Source organism: Bradyrhizobium sp. B039, from assembly GCF_038965675.1.
GTDB lineage: Bacteria > Pseudomonadota > Alphaproteobacteria > Rhizobiales > Xanthobacteraceae > Bradyrhizobium > Bradyrhizobium diazoefficiens.
This window is the reverse complement of sequence record NZ_CP152416.1, coordinates 6,116,625-6,138,334: the sequence shown is the minus strand read 5'-3', so window position 1 is coordinate 6,138,334 and position 21,710 is coordinate 6,116,625. Positions and strand designations below refer to the sequence as shown.

Annotated in this window: 17 protein-coding genes; 6 read left to right on the top strand and 11 right to left on the bottom strand. The window is 66.1% G+C overall.

All coding sequences use genetic code 11. The features are described from left to right. The first annotated feature begins 212 nt into the window (after nucleotides 1-212). Nucleotides 213-569, top strand: coding sequence for a hypothetical protein (locus tag AAFG50_RS29255; RefSeq protein ID WP_028173251.1), 357 nt, complete (start codon nucleotides 213-215; stop codon nucleotides 567-569). Nucleotides 570-745: 176 nt separating this feature from the next. Here the strand turns inward: AAFG50_RS29255 and AAFG50_RS29250 are convergent, their stop codons facing one another. The 3 genes from AAFG50_RS29250 to AAFG50_RS29240 form a co-directional block, all read right to left on the bottom strand. Continuing rightward, on the bottom strand, nucleotides 746-1,015 hold the full coding sequence (locus AAFG50_RS29250) for a hypothetical protein (RefSeq protein ID WP_028173252.1): 270 nt from the start codon (nucleotides 1,013-1,015) through the stop codon (nucleotides 746-748). A gap of 190 nt (nucleotides 1,016-1,205) precedes the next feature. Continuing rightward, nucleotides 1,206-2,570 (bottom strand): HAMP domain-containing sensor histidine kinase, encoded by a 1,365-nt coding sequence (locus tag AAFG50_RS29245; protein WP_028173253.1) that lies wholly within the window; start codon nucleotides 2,568-2,570, stop codon nucleotides 1,206-1,208. Next, nucleotides 2,567-3,247, bottom strand: coding sequence for a response regulator transcription factor (locus AAFG50_RS29240; protein ID WP_028173254.1), 681 nt, complete (start codon nucleotides 3,245-3,247; stop codon nucleotides 2,567-2,569). Before AAFG50_RS29240 ends, AAFG50_RS29245 begins: the two co-directional genes overlap by 4 nt. A gap of 340 nt (nucleotides 3,248-3,587) precedes the next feature. Between AAFG50_RS29240 and AAFG50_RS29235 the strand changes: the two genes are divergently transcribed. Continuing rightward, entirely contained in the window at nucleotides 3,588-4,481 is an 894-nt protein-coding gene (locus AAFG50_RS29235) for a MipA/OmpV family protein (protein ID WP_039185617.1), read from the top strand. Nucleotides 4,482-4,486: 5 nt separating this feature from the next. Beyond that, nucleotides 4,487-5,227, top strand: a complete 741-nt coding sequence (locus tag AAFG50_RS29230) for a hypothetical protein (protein WP_028173256.1) — start codon at nucleotides 4,487-4,489, stop codon at nucleotides 5,225-5,227. 3 nt (nucleotides 5,228-5,230) lie between these two features. On the opposite strand, the gene garD is transcribed toward AAFG50_RS29230, so the two are convergent. The 8 genes from garD to AAFG50_RS29190 all read right to left on the bottom strand — a co-directional run bounded on the left by garD (nucleotide 5,231) and on the right by AAFG50_RS29190 (nucleotide 16,640). Further along, complete coding sequence (gene garD, locus AAFG50_RS29225; protein WP_028173257.1) at nucleotides 5,231-6,772, bottom strand: galactarate dehydratase; 1,542 nt, start codon at nucleotides 6,770-6,772, stop codon at nucleotides 5,231-5,233. A 113-nt stretch (nucleotides 6,773-6,885) separates the two neighbouring features. Then, nucleotides 6,886-8,334, bottom strand: a complete 1,449-nt coding sequence (locus AAFG50_RS29220) for an aldehyde dehydrogenase family protein (protein WP_028173258.1) — start codon at nucleotides 8,332-8,334, stop codon at nucleotides 6,886-6,888. Nucleotides 8,335-8,357: 23 nt separating this feature from the next. Further along, entirely contained in the window at nucleotides 8,358-9,716 is a 1,359-nt protein-coding gene (gudD, locus tag AAFG50_RS29215) for a glucarate dehydratase (protein WP_342714019.1), read from the bottom strand. Nucleotides 9,717-9,740: 24 nt separating this feature from the next. After that, nucleotides 9,741-10,685 (bottom strand): 5-dehydro-4-deoxyglucarate dehydratase, encoded by a 945-nt coding sequence (gene kdgD / locus AAFG50_RS29210; RefSeq protein WP_028173260.1) that lies wholly within the window; start codon nucleotides 10,683-10,685, stop codon nucleotides 9,741-9,743. A gap of 123 nt (nucleotides 10,686-10,808) precedes the next feature. Then, a complete protein-coding gene (locus AAFG50_RS29205) occupies nucleotides 10,809-11,714 on the bottom strand; it encodes a LysR substrate-binding domain-containing protein (protein WP_011088611.1) in 906 nt (301 codons plus the stop codon). Nucleotides 11,715-11,836: 122 nt separating this feature from the next. Continuing rightward, nucleotides 11,837-13,177 (bottom strand): MFS transporter, encoded by a 1,341-nt coding sequence (locus AAFG50_RS29200; protein ID WP_028173261.1) that lies wholly within the window; start codon nucleotides 13,175-13,177, stop codon nucleotides 11,837-11,839. A 326-nt stretch (nucleotides 13,178-13,503) separates the two neighbouring features. Further along, a complete protein-coding gene (locus tag AAFG50_RS29195) occupies nucleotides 13,504-15,456 on the bottom strand; it encodes a hypothetical protein (RefSeq protein WP_028173262.1) in 1,953 nt (650 codons plus the stop codon). A 101-nt stretch (nucleotides 15,457-15,557) separates the two neighbouring features. Further along, complete coding sequence (locus AAFG50_RS29190) at nucleotides 15,558-16,640, bottom strand: YbhN family protein (protein WP_011088608.1); 1,083 nt, start codon at nucleotides 16,638-16,640, stop codon at nucleotides 15,558-15,560. A gap of 428 nt (nucleotides 16,641-17,068) precedes the next feature. Between AAFG50_RS29190 and AAFG50_RS29185 the strand changes: the two genes are divergently transcribed. From AAFG50_RS29185 to AAFG50_RS29175, 3 genes are all read left to right on the top strand, one after another. Further along, nucleotides 17,069-17,575, top strand: coding sequence for a ferritin-like domain-containing protein (locus AAFG50_RS29185; protein ID WP_011088607.1), 507 nt, complete (start codon nucleotides 17,069-17,071; stop codon nucleotides 17,573-17,575). A gap of 211 nt (nucleotides 17,576-17,786) precedes the next feature. Continuing rightward, nucleotides 17,787-19,196, top strand: a complete 1,410-nt coding sequence (locus AAFG50_RS29180; RefSeq protein WP_028173263.1) for an MFS transporter — start codon at nucleotides 17,787-17,789, stop codon at nucleotides 19,194-19,196. Between the two features lie 113 nt (nucleotides 19,197-19,309). Further along, nucleotides 19,310-21,709, top strand: coding sequence for an EAL domain-containing protein (locus AAFG50_RS29175; protein WP_028173264.1), 2,400 nt, complete (start codon nucleotides 19,310-19,312; stop codon nucleotides 21,707-21,709). The last annotated feature ends 1 nt before the right edge of the window (nucleotide 21,710 follow it).

The window sequence follows — 21,710 nt, the reverse complement described above, 5'->3', positions numbered from 1 at the left end:
CCGGCACCCGGAGCATGCAGGACGTGCGTGCCGACATGGGCAACACCGTGCGAGCAGTAGTTCTCCGGAATGCGCGCTGGCGCCGGATTTGCATAGCTGTCGCAAAGCCGCTGGGGAGCGAGTCGCCGTCTCCACGCCTGCCGCCACCGTGCGGAGGGCCGACGGCGGCGCCTGTCCCTCGCGGCGCTGATTGCGATCTGCGGGAAGACGACATGCGACTTGCCAGACTATGTGCGGCGGCGCCGCTGGGGCTGATGGCGCTGCTTGCGACCTCGGCGCTGGCGCGCGACGACGGCCGCTACGCCAACTCGCCGCTCAAGCCCTGGTTCGAGAGCCTGCGCAGCGAATACGGACAATGCTGCTCGGATGCCGACGGCTACGTGGTCGCCGACGTCGATTGGGAATCCGACAAGGGGCGTTACCGTGTGCATCTCGACGACGAATGGGTGGTCGTGCCCGACGGTGCCGTGATCACCGAGCCGAACAAGATCGGCCGGACCATGGTGTGGAAGCACTATATCGACGGCCATCCGCGCGTGCGCTGCTTCATGCCGGGTAGCATGACGTAGAGACGTGCGAGCGCCGAACTCCTGACGGCGCGGAAGAGGTTCGTCATGCCCGGGGCTCGTCCCGGGCATCCACGTTCTGAGTGGCCTCGGCAAGACGTGGATGGCCGGGACGTGCCCGGCCATGACGTTGTGGAAACTTCAGCTCAACGATGCGATCGTTGTCCGGTGACGGACGCTTAGCGCGCCTCGCTCGCCGAACCGGCGCTCGCGAGCCGCTTGACCCGCGGCGACAGCACCGAGACTTGCGCGGGCGAGGCGGGCATGCCGGCGACGGTCATCACGGGCGAAGCCGACTGCTCCTCGACGCCGGCGCCGCCGAGCACCTGCACCTGCGTTGCCGAGATCGGAAACGACTTCATTTCGTAAGAAGGAAGCTCGCCGGCGAACGCCCCGGCCGAGCTCGCAATCATCGCGCCGGCAATGGCAATCATCGAGAGAACACGCATTGGAAAATCTCCGTGAAAGATGGCAATCGGAGGTTTGGTCGCATCGATGTCGCAACAGGTTCGCTGGTGTGCGAGCATTCGATCGCCGCCGGCGCTCTATTTGATTGCGTGATGCGACAGGCGCGAAACGCGGAAGAAGTTTTCCGCGCCAATGTTTCCGGACGGTTTCACGGAAGGGCCGAGGCGATCGCTAGCGCGTTTGCAGATCGAGCTGCCGGGACCTGGTCGTCGCTGCGGCCTCGGGAAAGCACAGGCGCATCGTCGTGCCGCGGCCGGGCTCGGAGGAGATGACCAGCTCGCCGCCGTGGGCGGCCATGATCTCGCGGACGATCGACAGGCCGAGGCCGGCGCCGTCGCCCGCGCTGTTGCCGGTCTGAAACGGCTCCAGCAACTTGTGCTCCGCATCGTCGGGCAGGCCCGCGCCGTCATCGTGGATCGAGATGCTGCCGCGATCGAGCGTGGCGGTGATGCGTCGCGCGCCGCGGGCGTGGATGAGTGCGTTGCCGACGAGATTGGCGAGCGCGCTGCGGATGGCGGCGTCCACGCCCTGCACCAGCAACGGTCCCTGGTCGGCCCGCTCCAGCGCAAGCTCTATGCCGGCGTCCAGCGCCGAGGGGCCGAAATCGGCCAGCACGTCCAGCGTGATCTCGGCAAGGTCGATCGGCCGCTTCTCGATCGCGTGATTTTGCAGGCGCGCGAGGTCGAGCATGGCGGACACCAGCGAGGTGAGGCGGCGGACGTCGCGCACCAGCTCGACCTTCAGGGCTGGATCGGGCACGTCGTCGATCTTCGCGCGCAGCAGCGTCAAAGGCGTGCGGAGCTGATGGGCGGCATTGCCGAGAAAGCGGCGCTGCATCCTGATATAGGCGTCGATCTCGCCAAAGGCGCGGTTCAGCGCCTCGACCAGCGGCTTCAGCTCGCGAGGGACCTCGCACAGGGAGATCAGACCTTGCGGTGCTGCAGGGTCGATTGCGAGCGCGCGAAGCGCCACCCGTTCGATACCGCGTGAGACGAAACGCGCGGCCAGCGCCGCGCCGACGGCAACGGTCGCGGCAAAGGCCAGCGCCAGCAGCGTGATCGAAAAGACACTGCGGATGAGAAAGTTTCTTGCAAGCCGGGCGAAACGGACGTGAGGCTCGCCGACCATCATCGCGAGCTGCAGCGAACCCCTTTGCACGACGGCGAGGCAGAAGGTGCTCTTCTGGTCGAGCGTGCTGAAGACCGATGAGCCGACAGGCCCGTGATAGGGAAACGCGAAGGGGAGGGCCGGCCGGCGTTCGCTGCCGTACTCGCTGACCATGTCGCCTGCGGACACGACGTACCAGAGGTTCGGGCTGTCCGCCTTTAGCTCTTCGAGGGCGGGCGTCGGGCGCACCGTCAGGTTTTGCCCTTCGACCATGGTGGCGCGATCGAGAACGGCGGCCACGACCCGGCAAGCCCTGAACTCGCGTTCCTCCATCGGATAGCGCCAGATGAAGAGGCCGAGCATGATCAGGAAAATCGTCGTCGCGGCGATGCCGAGCGACAGCGCAAAGGTCCGGGCGATCGACGTCATCGCGGCGTTGCCAGCCGCAGGATGTAGCCGATGCCGCGCATGCTGCGGATCTCGACGTCGCCGCCGAGCGCGGCCAGCTTCTTCCTGAGGCGCGAGACCTGCGCTTCGAGCGTGTTGGATTCGATCTCGTCGTCGAAGCCGTAGATCTCCTCGATCAGGGCGGCGCGGGTGATGACGCGGTCGCGGCGCATGAGGAGCGCTCCGAGGATCAGCGCCTCGCGTCGCCGCAGCAGGATTTTGGTGTCGGCGACCACCGCCTCGTTGCTGCCGAGATGCAGCTCGACATTGCCGAGCGACAGCACCGCGGGTGCGAGCAGGCGAGGCCGGCGCAAGACGGCGCGCACCCGCGCAATCAGCTCCTGCGGCTCGAACGGCTTGCCGAGATAGTCGTCGGCGCCGCCGTTGAGGCCGTCGACGACATCCTCCTTGGCGTCCTTGGACGTCAGCATGATGATGGCGGGGCGTTCCGGCGACCGGCTCAGCGCCGTGACCACCTCGAGCGCATCGCCGTCCGGCAGCATCCGGTCGACGATGGCGAGATCGTATTTGAAGTTGTCCAGCGCCTGCCGGGCATCGGCAATCGAGCCGACAAGGTCGACGACGCCGTGCAATTGCCCGAGCAGGCGGCTGACATAGGCGCCGATCTGCGGTTCGTCTTCGATCACGAGGGAGCGCACGCGGGTCGTCCTTGACTCTGCTGGGGCAACAAAACCCCGACCTTGACGCTCGCTGGCCGAATTCCGGCAGTTCGGTTCGTGCGCGAGGTTCCCTTTAAGGCAGCGAGCTTGGCGAATAAAAGGCAGGGACGAGAGCGCTCACCTCGCGCGCGGTCAAAGTTAGGAGCTTGAACGTGGCCCGGGCAATGTTCAGGCAATGTTGATCCGGCGGCGCATCTGGCGCGCGGAATGTCGCAGGGACGGTTGCCCGTTGCAATCTTGGGGCAATTTTGCCGGATCACATGCTGGGCTCCTGACCACACCAGTCGACCGGCCAGCGGGGCCGGTCCGGGGCCCAGTAATGAAGCATCTTGACGAAGCCGCTCTCGATCGTGCCGCGCGCGCGCAGCAAAGCTTGCTGAGCGTATTCCTTGCCGCACTCGGCGCGATCATGGCGATCCCTCAGTCTGCATCGGCGCAGACCGCGTTTACGCTCCCGGCTCCGCCGTTCGATGTACCGATGCTGCCCTCGCCCTCCGGCAACTGGACCGTCATGGTTGGCATCGGCGGCGAATACACGCCGGACTTCGTCGGGTCGAACAACGGAAAATTCCGCCCGATCCCGATCTTCTCGATTCGCCGCGCCGGATCGTTCGACCAGTTTCGCGGCCCCCGCGACAGCGCCAGCATTGCGCTGCTCGACGTCGGCAATTTTCGCGCAGGGCCTGCGTTCAAATACGTCTCGTCGCGCAAGAGCGACAAATATTCCGAGCTGACAGGTCTCGGCGACGTCAAGGCCGCATACGAGCTCGGCGGCTTCGTCGAATACTATCCGGTCGACTGGTTGCGTCTGCGCAGCGAACTGCGTCAGGGCGTGGGTGGCCATACCGGCACCGTGGCCGACGTTTCCGCCGACGTCATCGTGCCGCTGATTCAAAGGCTCACGATCTCGGCCGGCCCGCGCTTCACCTGGAAGAGCACCAAGGCGACCGCGCCGTATTTCGGCGTCGATGCGGCGCAGGCGCTGGCGTCGGGACTGCCGACGTACGATGCCAGGGGCGGTGCGCACTCGGTCGGCTTCGGCAGCCAGATCTCCTATCGCATCAATCCCCAGTGGGAGGTCCATGCCTATGTCGAATACGAGAAGCTGCTTGGCGACGCCGCGGACAGTCCGCTGGTGAGGCTGCGTGGATCGTCGAACCAGACCACGATCGGCCTCGGTGCGTCCTATTCGTTCGACTTCAGGATTCGATAGTCGTCATGCGCCGTCATGTTGTTCTATGGATCGCCCTTGCGGTGACTTCCGTCGTCCTCAGTGCCGCCGCGGCGTTCGAGACGCGCGCGAGCCGGCTCCAGGCGATCAAGACCGTCGGCATCGTCTCGGCCATCGGCGAGGAGATGAGCCTGACGCAGGCCGGCCTGACCGCGCTCGGCAACACCGGGCAAAGCGCCTCGATCAGCGCGTGGGGGCTGGACGAGATGATCGTCCAGCAGGCGACGACGCTTCTGAGCCCACGCTTTCGCGTGCAGCCCGTGAGCTACAGGCGCGCCGCGTTTGCCGCGATCAGGGATTCGGCGGTCGCGCCCGTCAATCTCCTGCGCAGCGATCCGTTCAAGGAGCTGGTTCGCAGCGATGTCACGCCACAGGGGCTGGATGCGTACATCGTCATCACAAGGGCAAGATCGAAGCTTGGAAACGGCCGCAACGTCGAGGGTGTCGGGCTCGCCGAATACCGGACGCTGCTTGCGGATTACGGCCTGATCCACGCGCTCTATGAAGTTCGTGTCATCGACGGCAAGTCATTCGACGTGATCGAGAAGCGGGCGGCTGCGCCGCTCGACAACACCGGCACCCTCCGGCTCGCCGGCCCGAGCGGGCCGGTTGACGAGACGTTCGGCGGTTCGGCTTCGGGCGAACGGCTGCGCGCGGCGATTGCGGACCTCATCACGCGCAGCCTGCCCATCACGCTGGGCGACATGCACCTGACCGACAGTCCGTGACTCTCAGGTCACCGGCGCCGGATTGAACAGCGTGAGGTCGTTGTGGATGCCCCAGCGATCCGACCACGGTTTTGTGCGGCCGGAGGCGACGTCGAGGATCAGGCGGAACAGGTCCCAGCCGCATTCCTCGATGGTCTTCTCGCCGGTGGCGATGCTGCCTGAATCGAAGTCGATCAGGTCCTTCCAGCGCCGCGCGAGCTCGCTGCGGGTCGCGACCTTGATCACAGGCGCTGCCGCAAGGCCGTAGGGCGTGCCGCGGCCGGTGGTGAACACCTGCAAGGTCATGCCGGAGGCGAGCTGGAGCGTGCCGCAGATGAAGTCGGAAGCGGGCGTTGCCGCAAACAGCATGCCCTTCTGCGTCGCCTTCTCGCCGGGCGCGAGCACGCCGGTGATCGCGGACGAGCCGGACTTCACGATCGAGCCCAATGATTTCTCGACGATGTTGGCGAGGCCGCCCTTCTTGTTGCCGGGCGTGGTGTTGGCGCTGCGGTCGGCGCCGCCGCGGGCCAGATAGGAATCGTACCAGGCCATCTCGCGCACCAGCGCGCGGCCGACATCCTCGTTGATGGCGCGTCGCGTCAGGAGCTGAATCGCGTCGCGCACCTCGGTGACTTCCGAGAACATCACGGTGGCGCCGGCGCGCACCAGGAGGTCGGCGGCGAAGCCGACCGCGGGGTTCGCGGTGACGCCGGAGAACGCGTCGCTGCCGCCGCATTGCAGGCCGATGACGAGATCGGAGGCCGGGCAGGTCTCGCGGGTGCGCTTGTTGAGAATCTTCAGGCGCGCTTCGGCCTGTGTCATGATCGCATCGACGATCGCGCCAAAACCGTCGAAGGCTTCGTCCTGCATGCGGACGATGGCATCGCTGATGCCTTCCGGCACCAGCCGCTCGGGCGCGAGCTTCTCGCAGCCGAGGCTGATGACCAGAATTTCGCCGCCGAAATTGGGGTTGAGCGCGAGGTTCTGCAGCGTGCGGATCGGCACCACCGCGTCGGGCGCGTTAATGGCGACGCCGCAGCCATAGGCGTGCGTCAGCGGCACGACGTCGTCGACGTTCGGGTATTTCGGCAAGAGCTCGGCGCGGATGCGCTTCACCGCATATTCCATCGTGCCCTTGACGCATTGCACGGAGGAGGAGATGCCGAGGATGTTCTTGGTGCCGACCGAGCCGTCCGGATTGCGGTAGCCCTCGAAGGTGAAGCCTTCGAGCGGCGGCAGCGGAGCGGGCACGGCGGTCGAGATTTCCAGCTTGTCGAGGGCAGGGGCCTCCGGCATGCGGATGCGCGCCTCATCCACCCATTCGCCGGCCAGGATCGGCGAGAGCGCGTAGCCGATCACCTCGCCGTAGCGGATGATCGGTGTGCCTTCCGCGATGTCGACCAGCGCCGTCTTGTGCCCCTGCGGCACGAAGGCGCGCAGTGTCAGGCCGCAGGCGAAGCGGGAGCCGGCGGGAAGCCCGAAATCATTGACCACGATCGCGACATTGTCGCGCTCGTTGAGCTTGATGTAGCGGGGCTGCTCTTTCGCTGCGACTGACTGGTCCATCTGCGCTTGCCTCCGAAATCGTAGGGTGGGCAAAGGCGCAACGCGCCGTGCCCACCGTCTTCACACCGAGCGTAAGTGGTGGGCACGCTTCGCTTTGCCCACCCTACGATGTCTCAACCCGGATAGGTATAAGCGGTCTTCACCGTCGTGTAGAACTCGCGGGCATAGGAGCCCTGCTCGCGGGCGCCGTAGCTCGAGCCCTTCCGGCCGCCGAACGGCACGTGATAGTCGACGCCGGCGGTCGGCAGGTTGACCATCACCATGCCGGACTCGCTGTTGCGCTTGTAGTGCGAGGCGTATTTCAGGCTGGTGGTGCAGATGCCGGAGGCGAGGCCGAACTCGGTGTCGTTCGAGATCGCGAGCGCTTCCTCGTAGTTCTTGGCGCGAATGACCGCGGCGACCGGGCCGAAGATCTCTTCGCGCGCAATGCGCATGTTGTTGTTGGCTTCGGTGAACAGCGCCGGCTGGAGGTAGTGGCCGGGCGTCTCGCGCTGGAGCAGCTCGCCGCCGAAGGCGAGCTTTGCGCCTTCGTCCTGGCCGATCTTGATGTAGCGCAGGTCCTGGTCGAGCTGGCTCTGGTCGACGACGGGGCCGATATGCACGCCGGCCTTGAGCGCGTCGTCCACCGACAGGCCCTTCAGGCGCTCGGCCATCGCGGCGACGAAGCGGTCATGGATGCCTTCGGTGACGATCAGACGCGAGGAGGCGGTGCAGCGCTGGCCAGTCGAGAAGTAGGAGCCGTTGACGGCGACCTCGACGGCGGTCTTGAGGTCCGCATCGTCGAGCACGACCAGCGGATTCTTGCCGCCCATCTCGAGCTGGAATTTCTTCATCGGGTTCGACAGCACGCAGGCCTGCGCGATCTTGCGGCCGGTCTGCACCGAGCCGGTGAAGGAGATCGCGGCGACGTCGGGGTGATCGAGCAGGGTCTGGCCGACCACGGAGCCGGAGCCGACGACGAGGTTGAACACACCCGCCGGAATGCCGGAGCGGGTGATGATCTCGGACAGCGCATGCGCCGAGCCCGGCACCAGCTCGGCAGGCTTGAACACGACCGTGTTGCCGTAGCAAAGCGCCGGCGCGATCTTCCAGGCCGGGATCGCGATCGGGAAATTCCAGGGCGTGATCATGCCGACGACGCCCATCGGCTCGCGGGTGAGCTCGACGTCGAGGCCGGGGCGGACGGATGCGCCCTTCTCGCCGATCAGCCGCAGCGCTTCGCCGGCGAAGAACGCAAAGATCTGGCCGGCGCGCGCGACCTCGCCGATGCCTTCGGGCAGGGTCTTGCCTTCCTCGCGGGCGAGCAGGCGGCCGAGCTCCTCCTTGCGGGCGAGGATTTCGAGAGAAATCTTGTTCAGCGCGTCGTAGCGCACCTGCGGGGTCGACTGCGCCCAGGCGGGGAAGGCGGCCTTGGCGGCTGCGATCGCCTTCTCGGTCTGCGCCTTGTCGGCCTTGGCGTATTCGCCGACGAGGTCGTTGGTGTTGGAGGGGTTGATGTTCTTGGTGACGCCGGAGCCGTCGACCCATTCGCCGCCGATGAAGTTTTTCAGGATCGCAGTCATCTCATTCCTCCAGGGAAAGTTTCTTACCGAACGAGGCAGGGACGCTTGTCGTCGAAGGTCCAGCCGGGGATCAGGTCCTGCATGGCAATAGCGTCATCGCGGGCGCCGAGTCCATGCTGCTTGTAGAGGTCATGCGCGGCGTCGATGGCCGCCCTGTCGATTTCGATACCCAGGCCCGGCCTGTCGGGGACCGCAATCTTGCCGCCCTTGATCTGGAGCGGCTCCCTGGTCAGCGCCTGGCCGTCCTGCCAGATCCAGTGGGTGTCGATCGCGGTGACCTTGCCGGGGGCGGCGGCGCCGACATGGGTGAACATCGCGAGCGAGATGTCAAAGTGGTTGTTGGAGTGCGAGCCCCAGGTCAGGCCGTTGTCGCGGCAGGTCTGGGCCACGCGCACCGAGCCCTGCATGGTCCAGAAGTGGGGATCGGCCAGCGGAATGTCCACCGCGCCGAGACGCAGCGCATGGGAGAGCTGGCGCCAGTCGGTGGCGATCATGTTGGTCGCTGTGGGCAGACCCGTGGCGCGGCGGAACTCGGCCATGATCTCGCGGCCGGAGAAGCCGGCCTCGGCGCCGCAGGGGTCCTCGGCATAGGCGAGGATGCCGTGCATGTCCTTGCAGAGGCTGACAGCCTCGTCGAGCGACCAGGCGCCGTTCGGGTCCAGCGTGACACGCGCGTTGGGGAAGCGCTTGGCGATCGCGGTGACGGCCTCGATCTCCTGCTCGCCGCAGAGCACGCCGCCCTTGAGCTTGAAATCGGCGAAGCCGTAATGATCCTGGGTGGCTTCCGCGAGCCGCACCACGGTCTCCGGCGTCATCGCCTCCTGATGGCGGAGGTTGAACCACTCCGCCTTGCCGGTCTCGCCCGTGACGTAGTCGAGCCTGGACTTGCTGATATCGCCGACGAAGAAGAGATAGCCGAGCGTCTCGACGCTCTTGCGCTGCTGGCCTTCGCCGAGCAGCGCGGCGACCGGCAGGTTGAGATGCTGACCGAGCAGGTCGAGCAGCGCGGACTCGATCGCCGTGACCGCATGGATCATGACGCGCAGGTCGAACGTCTGCTTGCCGCGGCCGCCGGCGTCACGATCGGCGAAGGCGGTGCGGACGTCGGCGAGGATGTTGTTCATCGCGCCGACGGTCTTGCCGATCACGAGATCGCGCGCGTCCTGGAGCGTCTGCCAGATCTTCTGGCCGCCCGGCACCTCGCCGACGCCGGTGTGGCCGGCATTGTCGGTGAGGATGACGATGTTGCGGGTGAAGAACGGCGCGTGCGCGCCGCTTAGGTTGAGGAGCATGCTGTCGCGGCCCGCGACCGGGATCACCTGCATCGCCGTGACGACCGGTGCGCCGGCGACTGGCGCGCCGGAGATGTCAGTCTGGGCCATCGCACGCTCCTCCCTGTTGTCTTGTTATTCTGCAGCCTGTTGTGACGATCGGATGGCGGGCAGCTTCTTGACCAGCGCGGTCAGCTCCGCAATCTCCTGCTCGGTGAGATCGGTCAGCGGCGGGCGGACCGGGCCGGAGTCGCGGCCGATCACCTTCATGCCGGCCTTGATGATCGAGACCGCATAGCCCTTCTTGCGGTTGCGGATCGCGATCAGCGGCAGGATGAAATCCTTCAGCCCGGCATGGATCGTGGCGTGATCGCGCTTGCGCACCGCGGCGTAGAAATTGATCGCGAATTCCGGCACGAAGTTGAACACGGCGGAGGAATAGGTCGTCACACCCATGTCGAGATAGGGCAGCGCGAAGGTCTCCGCGGTCGGCAGGCCGCCGATATAGGTGAGGCGGTCGCCGAGCTTGGTGTAGACGCGGGTCATCAGCTCGATGTCGCCGATGCCGTCCTTGTAGCCGACGAGGTTCGGGCAGCGCTCGGCGAGACGGGCGAGCGTGTCGGGCTGAAGGATGGCGTTGTCGCGGTTGTAGACGATGACGCCGATCTTCACGGCGGCGCAGACCGCCTCGACATGGGCGGCAAGGCCCTCCTGCTCGGAGTGGGTGAGATAGGGCGGCAGCAGCAACAGGCCGTCGGCGCCGGCCTTCTCGGCGCCAACAGCGATCTCGCGGGCGATCGCGGTGCCGTAGCCGGTGCCGGCGAGCACGGGCACGCGGCCCTTGGTCTCCTCGACGGCGATCTTGACGATTTGCGGAACCTCGGTCGGCGTCAGCGAGAAGAACTCGCCGGTGCCGCCTGCGGCGAACAGGCCCGCGACGTCATAGCCGCACAGCCAGTCCATGTTGGCGCGGTAGGTCGCCTCGTCGAAGGAGTAGTCCGCCTTGAACGGCGTGACGGGGAAGGACAGGAGGCCCGATCCGATCGTCTGGGCCATTTCCTGCGGGGTCATCTTGCTCATGGGCGCGGCTCCCTAATTGCGTGTTGTGGAGGACGCAAGCCTGCGCGTCCATGCGCCGTGGTTTAGGAGACCGTTCGATGCGCGTCCAAGCCAAAGCCTATATCGACCGATGCGAAATCAGCATCAATCTTCCATGGTCTCCGCGGAGGACAATTCACCGGCGATTTTGACCAGCGCCGACAGCAGCGGATTCTCGTCGTCGCGGCGCCAGACCATGAACAGCTCGACCGGGACGCGCGTGCGCAATTTGAGCGGCCGCAGCCGCACGTCGGAGATCTTCAGGCTTGCGGCCGCGGCCGGCACGATGGCAAGGCCGAGGCCGGCGCGGACCATGGCGAGGATCGAGTGGATCTGGCTCAGATGCTGGACATAGCGCGGCAGCACGTCGGCGCGGGTGAACAGCGCCACCAGGAGATCGTGGAAGTAGCGGCTCTCATAGGGCGAATACATCACGAAGGGCTGGTCGTCGAAATCCTTGATGGTGATGCTGTCGGCGCTCGCCAGCGGATGCTTCTTCGGGATCGCGGCAAGCAGGGGCTCGGCGACGACGCGGCGGCTGGCCACTTCGGGGCGCGCGATCGGCGGCCTGAGCAGGCCGGCGTCGATCTGGCCGGAGCTGAGCGCCTCGAACTGGTCGCCGGAGACCATCTCCTTCAGCGAGAAATCGACTTCGGGCAGCTTGGCGCGGCAGGCCGCGACCAGCTCGGGGAGGAAGCCGTAGGCGGCCGCCGCCGTAAAGCCGATCTTGAGCGAGCCGGTCTTGCCCAGCGCGATGCGGCGGGCGACCTGCGAGGCGCTTTCCGCAAGCTTCAGGATGCGCCGCGCCTCCGGCAGGAAGCTGCGGCCGGCCGGCGTCAGGCGCACCGAACGGCTGGTGCGCTCCAGCAGCGGCGCGTCGATGATGTGCTCGAGCACCTGGATCTGCCGCGACAACGGCGGCTGGGTCATGTTCAGCCGCGCGGCGGCGCGGCCGAAATGCAGTTCCTCCGCCACCGTGACGAAACAGCGGAGCTGGTTGAGGTCGAACATCGATACATGCCTTAGATGAATAAGGCGTTTCCCCGGCACTTCTAGCATCGATCATCCCCAAAACAAAGACGGCGGCTTTTGAGCCGCCGTTGAGTTGCCTGGTCAAGCTCCCGCGGGAGCCCTCAGGAGGAACGTTTGAGCACCACCCGCTCGATCTTGCCCACCACGACGAGATAGGCGAACGCGGCGACCAGCGCATTGGCGCCGACGAACAGCAGCGCGCCATTGAAGGAGCCGGTCGCGGCCAGGATGTAGCCGATCACGATCGGGGTGGTGATCGAGGAGAGGTTGCCGAAGGTGTTGAACAGGCCTCCGGAGACGCCGCCGGCTTCCTTCGGCGAGGTGTCGGAGACGACAGCCCAGCCGAGCGCGCCGATGCCCTTGCCGAAGAAGGCGAGCGCCATGAAGCCGACCACCAGTGCATGTCCGTCGACATAGTTGCAGGCGATGATCGACATCGACAGCAGCATGCCGCCGACGATCGGAATCTTGCGCGCCATGGTCAGCGAACCGGTGCTGCGCAGGATCGCGTCCGAGATGATGCCGCCGAGCACACCGCCGATGAAGCCGCACAGCGCCGGCAGCGTCGCGACGAAGCCGGCCTGCAGGATCGACAGGCCGCGCTCCTTGACGAGGTAGACCGGGAACCAGGTCAGGAAGAAATAGGTCAGCGTGTTGATGCAGTACTGGCCGAGATAGACGCCGAGCATCATGCGGTTGGAGAGCAGCTGGCGGATGTGGTCCCACCCGGAGCCGGACTGAGGCGCACGTTCTTCCTTGGGCGCGTCGAGATCGACCAGCGCGCCGCCCTCCTTGATGTAGTCGAACTCCGCCTCGTTGATCCCGGGATGCTCCTTCGGGCCGTAGATGGTCTTGATCCAGACGAGACCCATGATCACGCCGAGCGCGCCCATCACGAAGAACACGTAGCGCCAGCCGTAATCGTGGGCGATCCAGCCCATCAGCGGCGCGAAGATCACGGTCGCGAAATACTGTCCCGAATTGAAGAAGGCGGACGCGGTGCCGCGCTCGTTGCCGGGAAACCAGGCGGCGACGATGCGGGCATTGGCGGGGAAGGACGGCGCTTCCGCGACGCCGACAAGGAGGCGGAGTGCGAACAGCACCACGATGGCAGCGCCGGCGCTGAGGAAGCCGACCCAGCCCTGCATCAGCGTGAACAGCGACCAGACGATGATGCTGAAGGCATAGACGAGGCGCGAGCCGTAGCGGTCGAGCAGCCAGCCGCCCGGCACTTGGGCGATCACATAGGACCACCCGAAGGCCGAGAAGATCCAGCCCATCGCGACGGGATCGAGATGCAGCTCCTTGGAGAGCGCGGGGCCCGCGATCGAGAGCGTGGCGCGGTCGGCGTAGTTGACGGTCGTGACCAGGAACAACATGGTCACGATGAACAGCCTGACGCGAGACCTCCTCACGTCCGCTGCGGACACCACTGCGCTCATCACGCGCCTCCTTAGAACTCGAAATGTTTCCTCACCACGACTCCTAGAGGCGCGCGCGGCAAAGTGTCCAAGTTCAAGGGAGTATCGATCGATGCCGTTTTTGGATTGATGGAACGGCAGGTGGGAGGGAACGATCGTGAGGATGGAGACCGCGCTCGTCCCAATCGTCGTTCTGGCGAAAGCCAGGGCGACTCGGGGAGATAGTATTCGTACTCACAGCGCGTCATTGCGAGCGCAGCGAAGCAATCCAGAATCTTTCGGCGGATGGACTCTGGATTGCTTCGCTGCGCTCGCAATGACGGTGTGGAGAGCGCTCGCTCTTGCTTCTATTGCCGCGCGCTCGGTAGCAGCTGCGGCAGCAGTCCCCGCGTCACGGGCGGCGGTACTGCGTCCAGCCCGAGCACGCTGCTTGCGGCCGGCAGCGCCGCATCCGCCATCGCGGCGTGGCCTTCGGCGCTTGGATGCACGGCGCCGCCATAGACGGCGGAGAGCACGCCCCAGGTGGCGTCGTGGATGTCGGTCGGCTGGCTCGCGGCCGGCAGGCCTTGCGGATAGGTCATCGCGGCGAAGTAGCTGTCATTGGCGTCGCGGATCCAGCGCGCGCGCGGCAGATAGGCGCGATACTCGGAGGCGCCGCGGCCGCACAGCATCGGCTGGCTCGCCGCGCTCACGATATCGGGATTGAAGCTCTGGCCGTTCTCGGCAAAACACGTGCGGTCGAATTCGGGATCGTTGCCCGCATGCGCGCAGAAGCCGTGATCGGCGAACGCTGCCTGATGCGCATCGACGAACGTCATGCGGTCGGCTTCGGGATCGCGGCACAGCGCGCCGCGGGTGCAGGTGGCGAGCCCCTTCAACTGAGGCAGGAATTCGGTGTCGACGAAGGTCGAGACGCGGGCGAGGCGCTGCGGATCGGCGTTGAAGGACGGATGAATGTCGAAGCCGGCGCGGCCGCCGCGGCAGGGCACGCCGCCATCGGCAAGCGCCGGATTGGCGTAGGAGACATAGACCACATGCGAGAGGTCGCCGCCGACCAGCGGCTTCAGCGCCTCGCGCAGCTTGACGAAATTCTGCGGCAGCTCGCGCGCCAGCGCATCGCGGGAATCGTCGACGCTCGCCATCACGCCGGAGCGGCGGAACAGCGCGCGCTCGGTCGCGGTGTCGACGATGACGTCGGCGACGAGACCCGAGAAGTAGACATCATTGGCACCGATCGAGAGCAGCACGAGATCGAGCGTGCGGTCCGGCTGGCGCTTCTTCGCCGCGGTGAGCGCCTCGCGCAGCTCGGCGACCTGCGCGTTCACGCTGGTCTGGCAATTGCCGTTTTTGCTGGGCGCGCATTCGCGGGCGCGCTGCGAGCCGAGCAGCCCGTCGCCGATGCTGGCGCCGGTGCAGGCGAGCGGCAGAAAGGTCACCGCGATGTGGGTGTAGCGCACCGCGAGCGCCAGCGCGGTGCGGGCCTGGTAGCTGTAGAGCGAGCGGTGGCAGGGGGAGTTGAACCAGAGCGCGCCGTAGCGCTGCCAGTTGGCGAGCGTATCCGGCGCCTCGCAGGCGCGGCCGCCTTTATAGCCGGCGCGGCTCGGCCGGTAGTACTGCGCGCCGGCGGTGCCGAGATAGGAGCGGAAGCAGAAACCTTCGTCCGACAGCGCGAGCGGCCGGTCGGGATTGCCTTCGCCCGAGGCGATGCTGTCGCCGAGGCCGGCGACGAAGATGTCGCGGACCTGGATCTCGGTCTGAACGCGCTGGGTCGGATCGGAGCCGGAGGAGACGTCGACGCTCGCGACCGTCTGCCGGCCGTAGCGGACGCGCAGATTGACCGGCTCGGCACAGTCGAAGGTCGAGGTCTGCGGCCCGTCGCCGTCGTCGAACGACCAGGCGCAGGTGGCGCCGACCGGCACCGCGCCGGTCAGGCGCACGGTCACCGGATGGTCGATCGGGGTGAGGTAATTCTCTTTGACGTTGTCGCGGGTGCAGGGCTGGTTGACCCGGCCCTGGAGGTCGATGCAGAGCCGGTTGACCATGTTGCGGGCCCAGCCGCGGCCCTCGCTCTGGAGCTCCAGCGACTGTTCGGCGGCGAGGATGCTGCGGTTACGCGCGTTCTCCACATGAAGCAGAAAGTCGCGCTCCTCGCGGAACAGGCGGAAGCGGTTGCGCACCTCCCAATTGATCTGCATGGCGCCGGCGTCCTGCGCGACTGCGCGCTCGGGCGGCAAAGCGGTCAAAATCCCGGCAAGCAGCAGGGCGCCCGCGAAGAAGGTGCGAAGAGATGGTCGGATCATGGCCCGCGTGTTCAACGGCAAAGTTGAGGCGGAAATAAGAGAGGATTGCTCCCCCCGCCCGCAACCTTGTCTGACGATTTTTGCGGGCGCCGTCCAGCGCCCTAGCGCTTGCTGGCCTGTCGCAGCGACCGCTCGCGCTCCATTGCCGCCACCTGCTTGGGCAGGTTGGCCTGGGCGCAGGCCTCCGCCAGCCGCCGTCGCTCCTGCCAGGGCTCGACCACGTTCATCCAGAGCTCGCGCGTGCCCATGATGGAGATGGCGAGGCCGAACGGGATCACGAAATAGAGCAGGCGGAACACCAGCAGCGTCGCCAGAAGCTGCTCGCGGCCGAATTCCGGCAGCGCCACCAGCATGGCGGCATCGAATACGCCGATCGAGCCGGGGGCATGGCTGGCAAAGCCGAGCAGCGTCGCCAGGATGAACACGACCGCCAGCGACAGGAAGTCGATCGGCGGAGTGGCCGGTATCAAGAGATACATTGCCGTGGCGCAGAAGCCGAGATCGACCACGCCGATCAGGATCTGCACCAGCGTCAGCGGCGCCGAAGGCAACACCACCTTCCAGCCCTTCTGGCCGAGCTCGCGGCGTTTCTCGCCCATGCAGAGCCAGACCAGATAGGCGCCGATCGAGGCGAGGCCGCCGAGCGCGATCAGCCGGTTGATCGACGAGGGCAGCTGATCCATCGAGGAGGCGGCATCGGGATGGACGGCCATGCCGATCGAGAGCACGAAGATGTTACCGAGCCAGAAGGTCAGGCCCGACAGGAAGCAGATCTTTGCGACGTCGATCGCGTTCAGCCCGTAATCCGAATAGATCCGGAAGCGGATCGCGCCGCCGGTAAAGACGGTGGCGCCGATGTTGTGGCCGATCGAATAGGACGTGAAGCTGGAGAGCGCTGCAATGCGATAGGGCACGTGCTTCTTGCCGATCGTTCGCAGTGCAAAAAAATCGTAGAAGGTCAGCGTACAGAACGCGAAGAAGACGCAGATCGCCGCCAGCCCGATATTCCCGCGGGGAATCTCGGTCAATGCGGTCAGGATGACGCCGGTATCGATACCTTTGAGGGTCCGCACCAGCGTGGTGATTGCGAAGGCGATGATGAAGACGCTCGCGGCAATTCCGAGCCGTCGCCAGCCAATCCATCTCTTGAAGCCGCGTTTCAGCGCGGGCAGCAGTCCGTGCATTCATCCTCCCGGCAGGGGGCAAGACCGACAAGGCCAGGCATTGGCCAGTCGGGCGCGATGGTTGCCAAAGGCAGGCGTCGATCGCTAGGCATGATCTTGCTCATTTAAGACAAAAACGGTGACTTGTGCAGCCCTTGACAAGGATAGGTTCTGTGCCGGACCGGCGACTTTTGTCATATGTGGTTCACATCGGACGCGCGTTAAGCATATGAGTCGCCAAACCGGCCAGGCCCGCGCGTTCGTATATTGGCATGCTTTCATATCGTGCCGTCCGCGGCATTGTTCCAGCGCAAGCGATGCCGGCTTTTTTGGAACGTCGATGCCGCGTGCCCGTTAGCGCCCCATCAGCAATCGAACATGGCGGGAATATGCGGCTATTCGTGCGAGCCGGTGCCCCCGTGTTCCCGAAACCCAAGAGGATCGGAACGATGGGACTGTTCACAAAAGACATCAAGACCATGAACGACCTGTTCGTGCACCAGCTCCAGGACATCTACTATGCCGAGCAGCAGCTCACCAAGGCGCTGCCGAAAATGGCCGATAAGGCCACCGACCCGCAGCTGAAAAAGGGCTTTTTGACGCACCTCGAGGAAACGAAGCAGCACGTCAAGCGGCTCGAGGAAGTGTTCAAGATGCACGGCGCACAGGTGAAGGCGGTCGACTGCCCGGCGATCGACGGCATCATCGAGGAGGCCGACGAGACCGCCGGCGAGGTCGCCGACAAGGCGGTGCTGGACGCTGCGCTGATCAATGCGGCGCAGGCCGCCGAGCATTACGAGATCGTGCGTTACGGCAGCCTGATCGCCTGGGCCAAGCAGCTCGGCCGGAGCGACTGCGCCGCCGTGCTCGCCAAGACGCTCGAGGAAGAGAAGGCGACCGACAAGAAGCTCACGGCGCTCGCCGAGAGCAAGGTGAATCTGCGCGCGGCGAGCTAGCGCTGGTGTAGCCTGGAAAGCGCCGCGCGGTGGTTCGCGCGGCGCTTTTGCCCTTGCTTGCCACGGCCGTCGTCATTCCCCGCCTGCGCGGGCGACGACGCCGAGTTTCGGGTGGGCACGCTCGCCACACATCCATCCTTCGGCCATTGTCGAAACATGACGGCAGGCCGGAAGCCTATATGTCGCGTGGGGCTGCAACCGAGGTGGCAGCATGCGAGCAAGCACCATCAAATACGAAGCCTTCGACGACGGAGCCGGCGCGCCGCGCGCCTCATCGCGTCCTGCAACCTCCCTGACGTTGGCCGCGATGAGTCTCGGCTATGGCGTGGTGCAGCTGGACGTCACCATCGTCAACACCGCGCTCGACGCGATGGGCAGGGCGCTCGGCGGCGGTGTCGCCGAGCTGCAATGGGTCGTCAGCGCCTATACCATTGCCTTTGCCGCCTTCATCCTGACGGCCGGCGCACTCGGCGACCGGATCGGCGCCAAGCGCGTCTTCATGGCCGGGTTCGCTATCTTCACTGCGGCCTCGCTCGCCTGTGCGTCGTCCCCCAATGCAATCGTGCTGATCGCGGCACGACTGGTCCAGGGCCTGGCGGCGGCGATCCTGGTGCCGAATTCGCTGGCGTTGCTCAGTCATGCCTATGCCGACGACCGCGCGCGCGGCCGCGCCGTCGCGATCTGGGCTGCCGGAGCGAGCCTAGCGCTGACCGCGGGCCCCTTCGTCGGCGGCGCGCTGATCACGCTGGTCGGGTGGCGCGCGATCTTTCTCGTCAACCTTCCGATCGGCCTCATGGGCCTTTGGCTGAGCTGGCGTTATGCGACGGAGACTACGCGCGCGCCCTCGCGCGAGATCGATCTGCCCGGCCAGCTTACGGCAATCGGCGCGCTGGGGGCGCTCGCCGGCGCGATCATCGAGGGCGGCGCGCTTGGCTGGGACCATCCGGCCGTGCTCGCGGCCTTCGCTTCAGCCCTCGTCCTCGCCGTGCTGTTCGTCTGGCGGGAGAGCCGCGCGGCGCAGCCGATGCTGCCCTTGTCCCTGTTCGGTCACCGGCTGTTTACCTTGACCGCGCTCGTCGGCCTGCTCGTGAACATCGCGATCTACGGCCTGATCTTCGTGCTCAGCCTGTACTTCCAGAGGATCAACGGGCTGTCGGCGTGGTGGACCGGACTCGCCTTCGTGCCGATGATGGCCGCGGTGCTCCCGGTCAATCTGCTGGCGCCGCGCCTCGCCGAGCGCATCGGACCGTGCCCGACCATTGTCGTCGGCGCATGCGTCTCGGCGCTCGGCTGTCTCGGCCTGATCTGGATCGAGGCTGACACGAGCTATTGGATGATCTGCGCGCAGATGATCGCGATCAGCGGCGGACTTGGGCTGCTGGTGCCGCCGCTGACCTCGACCCTGCTGGGCAGCGTCGAGAAGGCGCGCTCCGGCATCGCGGCGGGCGTTCTGAACGCGACGCGGCAGACCGGCAGCGTGCTCGGCGTTGCGCTGTTCGGCTCGCTGGTGGCCTCGGAAGGTGCATTCATGACCGGCCTGCACGCATCGCTGGTGGTATCGGCCACCGTCCTGCTGCTCGCCGCCGCCGTGATCGGGATCGGCGCGCCTTCGCGAAGATGAACAATGTGAGCAAACGTACACATCTTCCGTTCACCATCGCCGAACCCAGCACATAGCCGGTTACCGACTGTCCATCTCTGCCCGCTCTAGTGCGGGTCGGATAGGGGCCGGCAATGTATCAAGTTCTTTACTGTCTCACGGACCAGCATGACTGGCGCCTCGTCGCACTCGGCGGCGCAGTGTGCCTGCTCGCGAGCGCGGCGGCGATCAGCCTGTTCCAGCGCGCGCGTGCGGCAAGCGGCGGTGCTCGCGTATCGTGGATCGCGCTGGACGCCGTCGTCGCAGGCTGCGGCATCTGGGCAACCCATTTCATCGCGATGCAGGCTTACGGGCCGGGCGCCGGCGGCGCCTACAACATCCCCGTGACCGTTCTGTCGCTGATCTTCGCGATTGCGGTCACCTTCGTCGGGCTGAGCATCTCGGTGTCGGTGACGCGGACGATTCCGGTCGCGCTCGGTGGCGCCGTCGTTGGCGGCGGCGTTGCCGCAATGCATTACACCGGCATGATGGCGCTCGAGATTCCCGCGCGCATCGGCTGGGCGACCGACACCGTGGCGGTCTCGATCGTTCTCGGTATCGTCTTTGGATCGCTTGCGCTGGTCGTCGCGGGGCGGCGCGACGGCGTGGCGAATGCGCTCGGTGCGACGGTGCTGCTGACCGTCGCCATCGTCTCGCATCATTTCACCGCCATGGGCGCCGTGGAGCTGACGCCGGATCCTTCGATCGTCATCAGCGGCATGTCGATCCCGCCGGCCTCCTTGTCGGTCCTTACCGCCAGCGCGGCCGTCGCGATCATCGCGATCGCGCTCGCAGCGGCTGTGCTCGACCGCCGCGCCAAGGGCGAATTGGGACGCCAGCAGGTCGTGCTCGATACCGCGCTCGAGAACATGTCGCAGGGGCTGTGCATGTTCGACGCGGACGGCAAGATCATGCTGTTCAACGAGCGCTACGCGGCGATGCTTCGTCGCACCGATATCGCGCTGACCGGCCGCCTCTTGGTCGACGTGCTGCGGGAAGAGCAGGCCAAGGGCCAGTGGCAGGGCGACGCGGATGAATTCTTCGCGCGCCTCGTGATCGACGCGCGCGAGGGCCGTACGACCAGCCAGGTCGTCAACCGGTTTGGCCGCTCCATCCGGGTCGTCAACCAGCCGATGCAGGGCGGCGGCTGGGTCGCGACCTTCGAGGACATCACCGAATGGCTGGAGGCGCAGGCGAAGATCTCGCACATGGCGCGTCATGACGCGCTGACCGGTCTGCCGAACCGCGTGCTGTTCCACGAGCAGCTCGAGCAGGGACTGCGCCGGACGGGTTCGGGCGACCAGCTCGCGGTGCTCTGCCTCGATCTCGATCACTTCAAGGACATCAACGACTCGCTCGGCCATCCCATCGGCGACGCGCTGCTCAAGGAGGTCGGCCGCAGGCTGAAGGCCACCGTCGGCGAGAGCGACACGGTGGCGCGGCTTGGCGGCGACGAATTCGCAGTGGTCCAGATCGGACGGTCGGAGGAAGCCGCAGCGAGGTGCCTTGCCGGCCGCCTCGTCGAGGTGATCTCGGCGCCTTACGAGATCGACGACCATCAGATCGTCATCGGTGTCTCGATCGGCATCTCGCTGTCGCCGCAGGACGGCAGCAACGCGGACGAGCTTCTGAAGAACGCCGACCTTGCGCTGTACCGCGCAAAGGCGGACGGCCGCGGCACCTACCGCTTCTTCGAGACCGGCATGGATGCGCGCGCACAGGCGCGCCGTCTGTTGGAGATGGATCTCCGCGCAGCGCTGCAACGCGACGAGTTCCAGCCGTACTATCAGCCGATCCGCGACGTTGCCAGTGGTCGCGTCGTCGTCTTCGAGGCGTTGCTGCGCTGGAACCATCCGCAGCGCGGCCTGATCGCCCCCATCAACTTCATTCCGCTGGCCGAGGAGACCGGACTCATCGTCCAGCTCGGCGAATTCGTGCTGCGTTCCGCCTGCACCGACGCGGCCACCTGGCCCGACGATGTCGATGTCGCGGTCAACCTGTCGCCGGTGCAGTTCAGGAATCCGAACCTGATCGCATCCGTGACCGCGGCGCTGACCGTCTCGGGACTGCCGGCGCGCCGGCTCGAGCTCGAGATCACCGAATCCGTGCTGCTTCAGAATAGCGAGGCGACGCTGACCACCCTGCACGAGCTGCGCGCCATGGGGGTGCGGATCTCGCTCGACGATTTCGGCACCGGCTATTCGTCGCTGAGCTATTTGCGCAGCTTCCCGTTCGACAAGATCAAGATCGACCGCTCCTTCGTGTCGGAGCTCGCGACGCGGGAGGATTCCATGGCGATCATCCGCGCCGTGACCGGGCTCGGCCGCAGCCTCGGCATCGTGACCACCGCGGAAGGTGTCGAGAACGACGCGCAGCTCGAGCTGCTCAGGCGCGAGGGCTGCACCCAGGCGCAGGGCTATCTGTTCAGCAAGCCGCGGCCTGCCTCGGATGTGGCGTTGATGCTGGAGCGCCCGCGGCTGCGCGCCTCGGCCTAGA

Coding starts and splice junctions, on each gene's coding strand:
- AAFG50_RS29255 (WP_028173251.1), top strand. CDS start 213: ATGCGACTTGCCAGACTATGTGCGGCGGCGCCGCTGGGGCTGATGGCG.
- AAFG50_RS29250 (WP_028173252.1), bottom strand. CDS start 1,015: ATGCGTGTTCTCTCGATGATTGCCATTGCCGGCGCGATGATTGCGAGC.
- AAFG50_RS29245 (WP_028173253.1), bottom strand. CDS start 2,570: ATGACGTCGATCGCCCGGACCTTTGCGCTGTCGCTCGGCATCGCCGCG.
- AAFG50_RS29235 (WP_039185617.1), top strand. CDS start 3,588: ATGAAGCATCTTGACGAAGCCGCTCTCGATCGTGCCGCGCGCGCGCAG.
- AAFG50_RS29230 (WP_028173256.1), top strand. CDS start 4,487: ATGCGCCGTCATGTTGTTCTATGGATCGCCCTTGCGGTGACTTCCGTC.
- garD (WP_028173257.1), bottom strand. CDS start 6,772: ATGGACCAGTCAGTCGCAGCGAAAGAGCAGCCCCGCTACATCAAGCTC.
- AAFG50_RS29220 (WP_028173258.1), bottom strand. CDS start 8,334: ATGACTGCGATCCTGAAAAACTTCATCGGCGGCGAATGGGTCGACGGC.
- gudD (WP_342714019.1), bottom strand. CDS start 9,716: ATGGCCCAGACTGACATCTCCGGCGCGCCAGTCGCCGGCGCACCGGTC.
- kdgD (WP_028173260.1), bottom strand. CDS start 10,685: ATGAGCAAGATGACCCCGCAGGAAATGGCCCAGACGATCGGATCGGGC.
- AAFG50_RS29205 (WP_011088611.1), bottom strand. CDS start 11,714: ATGTTCGACCTCAACCAGCTCCGCTGTTTCGTCACGGTGGCGGAGGAA.
- AAFG50_RS29200 (WP_028173261.1), bottom strand. CDS start 13,177: ATGAGCGCAGTGGTGTCCGCAGCGGACGTGAGGAGGTCTCGCGTCAGG.
- AAFG50_RS29195 (WP_028173262.1), bottom strand. CDS start 15,456: ATGATCCGACCATCTCTTCGCACCTTCTTCGCGGGCGCCCTGCTGCTT.
- AAFG50_RS29190 (WP_011088608.1), bottom strand. CDS start 16,640: ATGCACGGACTGCTGCCCGCGCTGAAACGCGGCTTCAAGAGATGGATT.
- AAFG50_RS29185 (WP_011088607.1), top strand. CDS start 17,069: ATGGGACTGTTCACAAAAGACATCAAGACCATGAACGACCTGTTCGTG.
- AAFG50_RS29180 (WP_028173263.1), top strand. CDS start 17,787: ATGCGAGCAAGCACCATCAAATACGAAGCCTTCGACGACGGAGCCGGC.
- AAFG50_RS29175 (WP_028173264.1), top strand. CDS start 19,310: ATGTATCAAGTTCTTTACTGTCTCACGGACCAGCATGACTGGCGCCTC.